The organism is Vibrio sp. V43_P6S15P86 (genome assembly GCF_009904725.1).
GTDB classification, from domain to species: Bacteria; Pseudomonadota; Gammaproteobacteria; order Enterobacterales; family Vibrionaceae; genus Vibrio; species Vibrio diabolicus.
Genome location: NZ_WXWT01000410.1, coordinates 1 through 9,162 on the forward strand (window position 1 = coordinate 1; position 9,162 = coordinate 9,162).

The window sequence follows — 9,162 nt, forward strand, 5'->3', positions numbered from 1 at the left end:
CTTGGATACTGGCTATAGAAATTGCTCGCGATGCAGAAAAGCATGCCAAATCTCAAAACTCGATCATTTTGACGAAGTGCTTTTTCAACAGTCCGGCCTTGTTACTGATGATGTTCGAATTGATTTAGATACCAAACAACAAAGCATTGCTGTCGATAAAGTGTTTAAACAACTTGGAGTAGGGTGTGATCACTCACTTAGTGAGTTGCATTTATCCATTGATGGAGATGAGCCTCGATGGTTAAATGCTATGCAATTCTTGTCTCCTTGGGTGACCGATCAAACTCAGTATCAATTTATTGATGTTAAACTAGGAGGGCTGGGCGCATGCGGAGGTGTTTTAAAAGTGTTAATGATTGAGGAGCATCAAAGAAGCAGCCTCAACTCAGACTTCCACGTTTTGCAAGCTGATATCGAGCCAGATGGTTATACGGTGGGAGTTCTATACAATTGGCATAACGAGTAGTTCTTGAGCTAGTTTGTCCCTTCTAAACGTTGGTTTTTAATGGTTAAAATGTGACGGTTTTTTTATTCGAGACCATCGCTTAATGTTGCTTAAAAGGTGTTTATACAACGTTCTTCTCGCTTTCCGGTGAAATAGTGAACCATAGAACATAAACTACATGAAAAGCTGTTCGACTCAAGATATCCTAACCCAAATTAAATATATTGAGCTTTGGTTTGTGCCAGATTCAGCAAGTCACGTAATACTCTGATGTTTACACGGCTGAAATTCGGATTCTTGCAGGAGCAAACCTAGCTTAAAGATTTGGCGGAAAGTGAATTCGAATGAAGTTTATCCACACCTCAGATTGGCATCTTGGTCGACAATTCCACAATGTATCACTACTCGAAGATCAACAAGCAGTACTCGAACAACTGATTAACTATATTGAACACAATCCCGTCGATGCCGTTGTAGTGGCGGGAGATATTTATGACCGTTCGGTGCCACCAACGGTTGCAATAGAACTGCTAAATCGAGTCGTGAAGCGTATTTGTACTGAACTGAAAACACCGATGATATTGATATCTGGCAACCATGATGGTGCAGAACGATTAGGTTTTGGCTCAGAGCAAATGAAAAATGCAGGCCTTCATATTGTTAGTAACTTTGAAGATATGCTAACTCCCATCATCATAAAAACGGACTCTGCGGGTGAGGTAGCGTTTTATGGCATGCCTTATAACGACCCTGAACAGGTCAGATTTGCCTACAAAACCTCGGTATCAACTCATGATGAGGCACATCAACTGCTTGTAGAGCAAATAAGAGAGCATTTCATTTCAGAGCAAAGGCGTGTTCTCGTTAGCCACTGTTTTGTTGATGGTGCTATTGAGTCTGACTCTGAACGACCACTATCTATTGGTGGCTCTGATCGCGTAAGTCATGAGCATTTCTTAGATTTCGACTACGTCGCACTTGGTCATTTACATCAGCCTCAAAAGAAAGGCGCAGAGCATATCCGTTATTCTGGTTCGCTCATGAAGTACAGTTTTGGTGAACAGAACCAGAAGAAAGGCTTCACTTTAGTCGAACTAGACAAGAAAGGATTTGTCTCTGCTAAACATATTGAGCTAATTGCCCCTCATGAAATGCGCATTGTTGAGGGAGAGCTAGATAAAGTCATAGAGCAGGGCAAGACTGACCCTAAAAATGAAGATTATTTGTTAGTTCGTTTGATGGATAAACATGCGATTTTAAATCCAATGGAAAAGCTTCGTTCGGTGTATCCAAACGTTTTACATCTTGAGAAACCGGGTATGTTAATTGGGGTAGAGCAGGAAATGGCGCAAGCAAAGTTGGCCCGAAGCGAAATTGATATGTTCCGAGACTTTTTTATTGAGGCGCAAGATAGTCAATTATCCCAAGAGCAAGAACAAGCCGTTACTGACATTATTAAGCAATTATCACAGCAATAGGGACCAAAGATGAAACCAATTAAACTTACCATGCAAGCCTTTGGTCCGTTTGCAAAAACCGAAGTCATTGACTTTGAAAAGCTTGGCCGTAACCCTCTGTTTTTGATTAATGGTCCTACAGGCTCAGGTAAAACGTCGATCTTAGATGCCATTTGCTTTGCCCTTTACGGTGAAACTACCAGTAATGAGCGGCAAGGCATCCAGATGCGATGTGACTTATCGGCGCAAGATTTACCAACTGAAGTCGTTCTAGAATTTTCGTTACATGGCAAACAATACCGAGTTGTGCGATCTCCAGAGCAGGAAGCGCCCAAAGCGCGTGGTGAAGGGATGACGGTAAAAAAGCACACTGCGGCTCTTTATGAACTCGGCGAGACCGAAAAGCTCATCACTAGCAAGACGACTCAAGTTAAAACAGAAGTGAGCAATATTATTGGTTTGAATGAAACGCAATTTCGCCAAGTAATGGTATTGCCTCAAGGAAAGTTCCGCGAGCTGTTGCTTGCTAGTTCTAAAGAGCGCGAAGAAATTTTTGGTCAGCTCTTTCAAACGGACATATATAAAAAAATTGAGTACGCGCTCAAGGATAAAGCGAGCGCAATCAGTAAAGCGAAAGATGAATTTGATAATCAAATTCGAGGCGCTTTACAAGTTGCAGGAGTGATTTCAGAGCAGGAATTATTACACCAGCTTGAACAAGCAGCTGAGCAGCTAGAGGTCGATAGAAAGAATGAACAAGCTTCGTTAGATAAGCTAAATGTTGCTAAATCTGAATTACAAAAAGCGGAAACTATTAATGGAGAGTTTTCGAAACGAGAGCAAGCAGAAAACGCACTCAAGCTGCATCTAGAACACTCAGACTCGATAAAAGTTCGTCAACTGCAATTAGAAAATGCTAAAAATGCCAATAAGATAGAATTACCCTACGTCTCATTACAAAGTGCAAAAACTCAAACTCAAGAGCTCAGACAAAAAATAGTTGCCTTGAAAGAGAGTCTTGATAAAGCCAATGCTGTTACGAAAGAAAAAGAAAACTTGCAGCAAAGTGCAAAAGAAGCCGCGGCAAAAGTCCCACAGTTAACGCAACTGCAGTATCAACTTGAAAGTATGAAAGACAAGTTGGTTGAAAAAGCCAACTTGGAAAGAAAAATAACGGCAGGTCATCAACAAAAACAACAATTTGAAGCAACGTTAAAACAGTACATAGAGCTGAAAGACAAGTTAGCGTTTCAGGCGCAACAGGGCCAGAAAGAGCTAGAGCAAGCCCGAGTAGATGTTGCGCTTGTTGGCAGCATCGATGCGGAAATAAAACAAAAACAACGACTACTACAGGATCTACAAAAGCTGCATGGTCTTACTTTGGAACTCTCTAAACTCACGGCGTTAACCGTAAGCAAGCAGCAGTCATTACAGGAAGCCAGTCAGCGCTATATGCAGTGTCAACAAGCCGCTGATACGATAGAGCTTAAGTGGCACAACGCTCAAGCGGCAGTATTAGCGCAGCGACTAAAGGCAGGTGAAGCATGTCCGGTATGTGGCAGCCAAGCGCATCCTAACCCTGCGACGTTTGTTGAAGAAGTCGTTACAAAAGAGCAAGTTCAGGCTGCCAGAGTGAAAGAAAGAGAAGCTCAAACCTCACTGAACCAGCTAAGTAATCAGCTAGAACAACATAACGTTGTCATTATTCAGCATCAGAATCAAATCGACCAGTTGAAAGAAGAGCTTGGTGAGCATGCAGCATCTGAGATCTCGACGGTTCAAACTGAGTTGCAGGCGCTTAATGATCAACTTCTACGTCTACAATCTATTGATATTGAAAAGCTAGAAAAGAACGTTGAACAGCTTAATCAACGCTGCTTAGTGGGTGAAAATAAAATTCATGAGCTGCAGAATCAAATGGCGGCAAATGAATCAACCGTTCAAGCAAACCAAGAACAATTGGCTCAATTACAAGCTTCTATTGACCCAAAATACAGTTCCGCTGACTTGCTTGAACGTGAAATTTTGCTGACAAAAGAGCAAATTCTGAGTTTGAACACAGGCTTAGAAAAGGCGCAAAACGCTTTGCAGCAAGCGGTATTAGCGCAATCGAATGCTGAAAGTCAGTTAGTGACGAACAAGCAGTGGCTATCTGAGTCAGAACAAAAGCTTAGCCAAGCAGAATTAGCGTGGAATGAGGCATTACAGGCGAGTAAATTTGAGGATGAAAGCAGTTATCTAAATAGCAGAGTGACAGATGATGAGCTTCAAGCGTGGCAGAAAGAAATAGACAACTTCAAACAGACACAAACCAAGCTTGAACAAACACTACATGATTTAAACCATGCATTGAAAGCGCTTGAAAGACCGGACTTGGATTCGCTTAACGACAGCTTAACCACTCTGCAAGCGCAGTATATTGAAGTAAGGAATCAGCTCGATACCACGCGCTCAACCTTTGAGCGAATTGAAAAAGTTCGTAAAGATATTGCTACGCTGCATGAGAAAAATAGCAAGTTAGAAGAAGAGTACAAAGTGTTTGGTACGTTATACGACGTTGCCAGCGGTAAAACAGGCAGCAGGGTTAGCCTGCATCGCTTTGTTCTTGGTGTACTGTTGGATGATGTTTTAATTCAGGCCTCTCAACGTTTAAGCCTCATGAGTAAAGGGCGCTATATTCTTGCTCGAAAAACAGAGGGCTTCAAAGGCGCTGCGGGTCGCGGCTTAGATTTAATGGTTGAAGATGGCTACACAGGAAAAACACGTGATGTTGCGACACTTTCCGGTGGTGAATCGTTTATGGCAGCGCTTGCTTTGGCGCTTGGCTTGTCGGATGTTGTGCAATCCTATAGTGGTGGTATCCGTTTAGACACTTTATTCATTGATGAGGGGTTCGGTAGTTTAGACCCAGAATCTTTGGATCTCGCCATTCAAACGCTAGTGGATTTGCAACAGACTGGACGCATGATCGGTGTTATTTCTCACGTTTCTGAGTTAAAAGAACAAATGGCGCAGAGGATTGATGTTGAACCATCAAGAGTCGGTTCGATAGTATCGGTCAAATCTCAATGTAGCTTCGCTGTCTAATTCAGTTGCTATCACAAAACCCAAAGCCCCTATCTAGGGGCTTTCTTACTTAATCGCTACTGTTCGCAAAAGTGGCCTTCTTTTGGCGATTGGGTAATCGCATACTCACCATCTAGGTTGCGATAAACAACTGTATTCCAAATAGAGCCATCATCCAATTCAAACTCAATGGCATAGTTGACGCCGCTAACGATTTGCGCGTGAACGTTCAGTATTTGTTTGAACGACGCTATTGTGTCCATTCTTTTCAAAACAAAAGCCATTGCCTTTTGTGCATCAGGGGTAGCATTAAACTCATTCCACCCACCTGGCATGTTTCCTTGTGTATTACATACATCTGCCGAGGTTGTTAATTGTGTCGCTTGGCTTGGGTTTTCCTGCTGGCAACCTGCAAGCAATACCAAAAGTGCACAAACTGACACTGTTTTTAATTTCATAACAATAACCTCTGTCTATATCGCGACGTATTATAGGAGGGTGATATGACAGCGTATGTCTATATTGTGCAAAGTTTCTATATGCATACGGTTAAATTCTGACAAAATATACAAGTATGACCAACTTGTAAGTAAAACATAGAACAATATTGTTAGGGAATTGCTGACATAACGAGGTTTTGGTGTTCAGCATGCTATTGATAATGAAGAACTGTGATGTGTAGCTACGTACCTTTGGGACAGTGGTGCGACTTAGTGATCGATTTGCTACCTTCTACAGTAAAATCAATCACTAAATCAAATTTAGGTGTTGTATGAAATCGCTAAAAACATTATTACTTTTATCACTTGTAACTTTATTTGGCTGTACCTCTAAACCGGATGGGGTGGAACCTGTGAATAATTTCGATTTAGAGCCATATCTAGGTAAGTGGTATGAGATTGCACGCCTAGACCATTCGTTTGAGCGAGGCTTATCCAACGTTACCGCTGAGTATCAGGTTCGCGAGGATGGTGGGGTTAAGGTGATAAACCGTGGATATTCAGAAGAAGAGCAACAGTGGTCCGAAGCTGAAGGTAAAGCTTATTTTGTTGAAGATGAAACGGTTGGACACTTAAAGGTTTCCTTTTTTGGGCCAATCTATTCTTCTTACATTGTGTTTGAGCTAGGTGAAAACTATGACTATGCGTTTGTCTCCGGTTACAACCACGACTACTTGTGGCTATTGTCTAGAACACCCAACGTTGATGAGAAAATCCTGGAGCGTTTTAAGCAGGTTGCTAAAGAGAAAGGTTTCGCGTTAGATGAGCTAATTCTCGTTGATCAAGAGAGTGGACGACAGTTTTAAGTTCATCAATGTGACTTCTAAAATCAACAGAAGCGGAGTTTCTGTCTAGCGGTTTTGAGTTTTGCTTGGAATACTTTTGTTACCTTGTAACTTCAAGTAATCAAAAATATAGCCCCATCATTTTTGATTACTCGTGATGGGGCTTATATAAATTTGAGTGAGCGTTGAAAGGTAGATCTATCGACAAACGGTTATGGTTTACTTAATCAAACGAACGATCAGAGAGCCAGGCGCCCGAATTGATTCCACATTGTGGCTGAGCACTGTACCACTTGTAGGGGCAGTGTAGCGCTCAACTTCAGTGCCAAAGCTGTCGTATTGAATAGCAACCATTTGGCCTTGCTCGACAAAATCCATCAAACCAACATGAGGTAGTACAAAGCCACCATGTGTCGCTTTCACACTGACGATCTCGTTTCCTTCCAAGCATGAAGTGATAGGCTCTATCTCACCTTCTACGACGTTATGCTGCTTCAACACATTAAAAATGCCTGATACGGTTCGACTAATGAGTTTTTGCTCTGTGTAGCGCCCCATACCCACTTCAACCGTAATGCTTGGGACACCATGGTTATTCCAAACTGTTTCAAGGACGCCAGCATCTCCGGGATCATTTAAAATCGCATCAGGATTAATGAGACGAGCCATTTCTAATGATTGCTCAATTCGGAAGTCTGCAAACACGTATAGTGGATAGGCCGCACCACTGGTTTGAGTGTGAAGGTCAATGGCTAAATCAGCATTTGGCTTGAGCAGATCATTCCACAATGCATATAAGTAGCGTTGTGCCTCATTGCCGTTTTGGTCACCAGGGAAAAAGCGGTTTAAGTTTGCAGGAGACGCATCCGGGTCTGCGGAATAGAAATCGCGGCTGTGGTTTAGCATACCTGGCATGTTAATGGTTGGAACAATAGTGACAGTACCAGCGACTTCAGTGCCAATGAGTTCTCTAGCGGTCTTCTGCGCTGCTAACACACCATTATATTCATCACCATGAACCCCTGCGGTGATCATGATTTTCTTGCCAGGTTTTTCACCTTTGAATACCAAAACAGGAAGATGTTGCCACTGAGAGATCGCGTTGGTCGCGATGCGGAACCAAAACTTATGCTCACCCGGACCTAGGTCTGCTACATTGAGAGATTGAATCACTTGATGACCTTGAATCATGTCATCGAGAAGTTGTGTTGCCATTAAAGTTACCACTCCAAAACCATAAGCCAATCTAAAACCTTAACGTCGCCATACGAAGAGTATTAATAAGGCGAGAACGTGTCTCGCCTTAGTGCCAATTGATTTCGTGTTACGCAAACCCCATCATATGAGCTGCGATAACGACGACACTCGACAGGGTAAAGAGTAATAGGATAAATCGCCAGCAGAATTTTGCCCAATCACCCCAGTCGATGCGGCAGACACCAAGTGTTGCCATCAAGGATGCTGAAGTAGGGACGATAACGTTGGTAAAACCATCTCCAAGTTGGAATGACAAAACGGCAACTTGGCGCGTGACACCTGCAATATCCGCCAATGGCGCTAATAAAGGCATCGTCAGTGCCGCTTGTCCAGATCCGGAAGTAACGAAGAAGTTGAAGATAGATTGGAATACATACATTAACCATGCCGCAGCTACGTCAGGAAGCCCACTGATCACGCCGCCAGCACTGTTCAGAATAGAGTTCAGTACACTCGCTTCATCGGTCGTACCGCCACCTAGGATAAGTAACACACCTTTTGCACAACCAACCAATAGAGCAGGAGCAAGCATAATAGCCGCCCCCTCCTTAAACGCATCGGCTGCGCAGTTGAGCGTCATACCGTTTAAGCGAAAAATCGTACCGATGATCGCGACAACAAAGCCCATAGTGAAGAATTGAGAAGCGATTTCTGGGATGTACCATGCGTTAGCGACCACGCCCCAAACAACCCATACTGTGGTTGCGATGACCGTAAGAATGACGAGTGTATCGCCGATATTCCAACGAGAATCTTGATTGCCAAGCTCTTGCTGACGGAAGTATTTGTCTGTGCGGTGACTGTAAGAAAGTTCTGGGTTTGACTTCACGCGAGCGGCGTAGATCATGGTGAAGGCGATACCGATTAACGTAAAGCCAGCCCATAACCCCATGCGCACAGTCATGCCGGATAAAACAGGTACACCCGCAATGCCTTGTGCAATAGCAACAGAGAAAGGGTTCATCCAAGAAGTAGCGAAGCCAATTTGAGTCGCAACATAGGTAACCATTACCGTAGTGATACCATCGTAACCAAGGCGAACCATAAGCGGAGCGATAATAATCGCAAATGCTACGGCTTCTTCACCCATACCAAATACCGCACCACCCAGAGAGAACAGCAAAAATAGCACTGGAATGAATAGCGCTTCGTTACCTTTGGTCTTATCGATAAGGCGCAAGATACCGTTGTCGATGGTGCCTGTTCGCATTACAACGCCGAAAGCACCACCGATAACCAACATGAACATAATCACGCCGATCGCGCTGCCCCATTTAGAGCCTGAAACTAGCCCTTCGAAAGGGAAGTTCATGAGACCAATGCCACCACCAGAAGCAAACAGGCCAACCTTGTTGTAAACCAATTCACCGTTTTCGTCGGTTGCATAAGAGAAAGAAGATGGATCGATAACCGTGCGAGTTTTTTCTGCACCATCGACCATATAAGTCACTTGCTGACTGTCAAAATGGCCAGCAGGAATTAAGTAGGTAAGAATCGCAGCGAGAATACCAACAATGAAGATCAAAATGAGGGTATCTGGCATCTGCCATGATTTGGGTGTAGCAACCGAGTCTGCTGGTTGCGCATGTGTGTGAGACATAACTTACTTCACGTTAAATTCAATGAAGCATGAAATATCAATAAACTAGAAT

At 43.2% G+C, this 9,162-nt stretch carries 6 protein-coding genes and 1 pseudogene; 4 read left to right on the forward strand and 3 right to left on the reverse strand.

What is annotated here, in order from left to right; translation table 11 throughout:
* From CAG69_RS18585 to CAG69_RS18595, 3 genes and pseudogenes are all read left to right on the forward strand, one after another.
* Nucleotides 1-466 (forward strand): annotated as a pseudogene (locus tag CAG69_RS18585) (hypothetical protein); the annotation flags it as partial.
* Nucleotides 467-789: 323 nt separating this feature from the next.
* On the forward strand, nucleotides 790-1,923 hold the full coding sequence (locus CAG69_RS18590) for an exonuclease SbcCD subunit D (protein WP_012842192.1): 1,134 nt from the start codon (nucleotides 790-792) through the stop codon (nucleotides 1,921-1,923).
* Between the two features lie 9 nt (nucleotides 1,924-1,932).
* A complete protein-coding gene (locus tag CAG69_RS18595; RefSeq protein ID WP_161445597.1) occupies nucleotides 1,933-4,989 on the forward strand; it encodes an AAA family ATPase in 3,057 nt (1,018 codons plus the stop codon).
* 56 nt (nucleotides 4,990-5,045) lie between these two features.
* Here CAG69_RS18595 and CAG69_RS18600 read toward each other — a convergent pair whose 3' ends face one another.
* A complete protein-coding gene (locus tag CAG69_RS18600) occupies nucleotides 5,046-5,426 on the reverse strand; it encodes a cystatin family protein (RefSeq protein ID WP_005396397.1) in 381 nt (126 codons plus the stop codon).
* Nucleotides 5,427-5,740: 314 nt separating this feature from the next.
* On the opposite strand from CAG69_RS18600, the gene CAG69_RS18605 reads away from it, so the two are divergent.
* Nucleotides 5,741-6,274 (forward strand): lipocalin family protein, encoded by a 534-nt coding sequence (locus CAG69_RS18605; RefSeq protein WP_161445599.1) that lies wholly within the window; start codon nucleotides 5,741-5,743, stop codon nucleotides 6,272-6,274.
* 198 nt (nucleotides 6,275-6,472) lie between these two features.
* Here the strand turns inward: CAG69_RS18605 and CAG69_RS18610 are convergent, their stop codons facing one another.
* Nucleotides 6,473-7,468, reverse strand: coding sequence for a succinylglutamate desuccinylase/aspartoacylase family protein (locus CAG69_RS18610; RefSeq protein ID WP_161445601.1), 996 nt, complete (start codon nucleotides 7,466-7,468; stop codon nucleotides 6,473-6,475).
* A gap of 109 nt (nucleotides 7,469-7,577) precedes the next feature.
* On the reverse strand, nucleotides 7,578-9,110 hold the full coding sequence (yfcC, locus tag CAG69_RS18615) for a putative basic amino acid antiporter YfcC (protein WP_161445603.1): 1,533 nt from the start codon (nucleotides 9,108-9,110) through the stop codon (nucleotides 7,578-7,580).
* Between the last annotated feature and the right edge of the window lie 52 nt (nucleotides 9,111-9,162).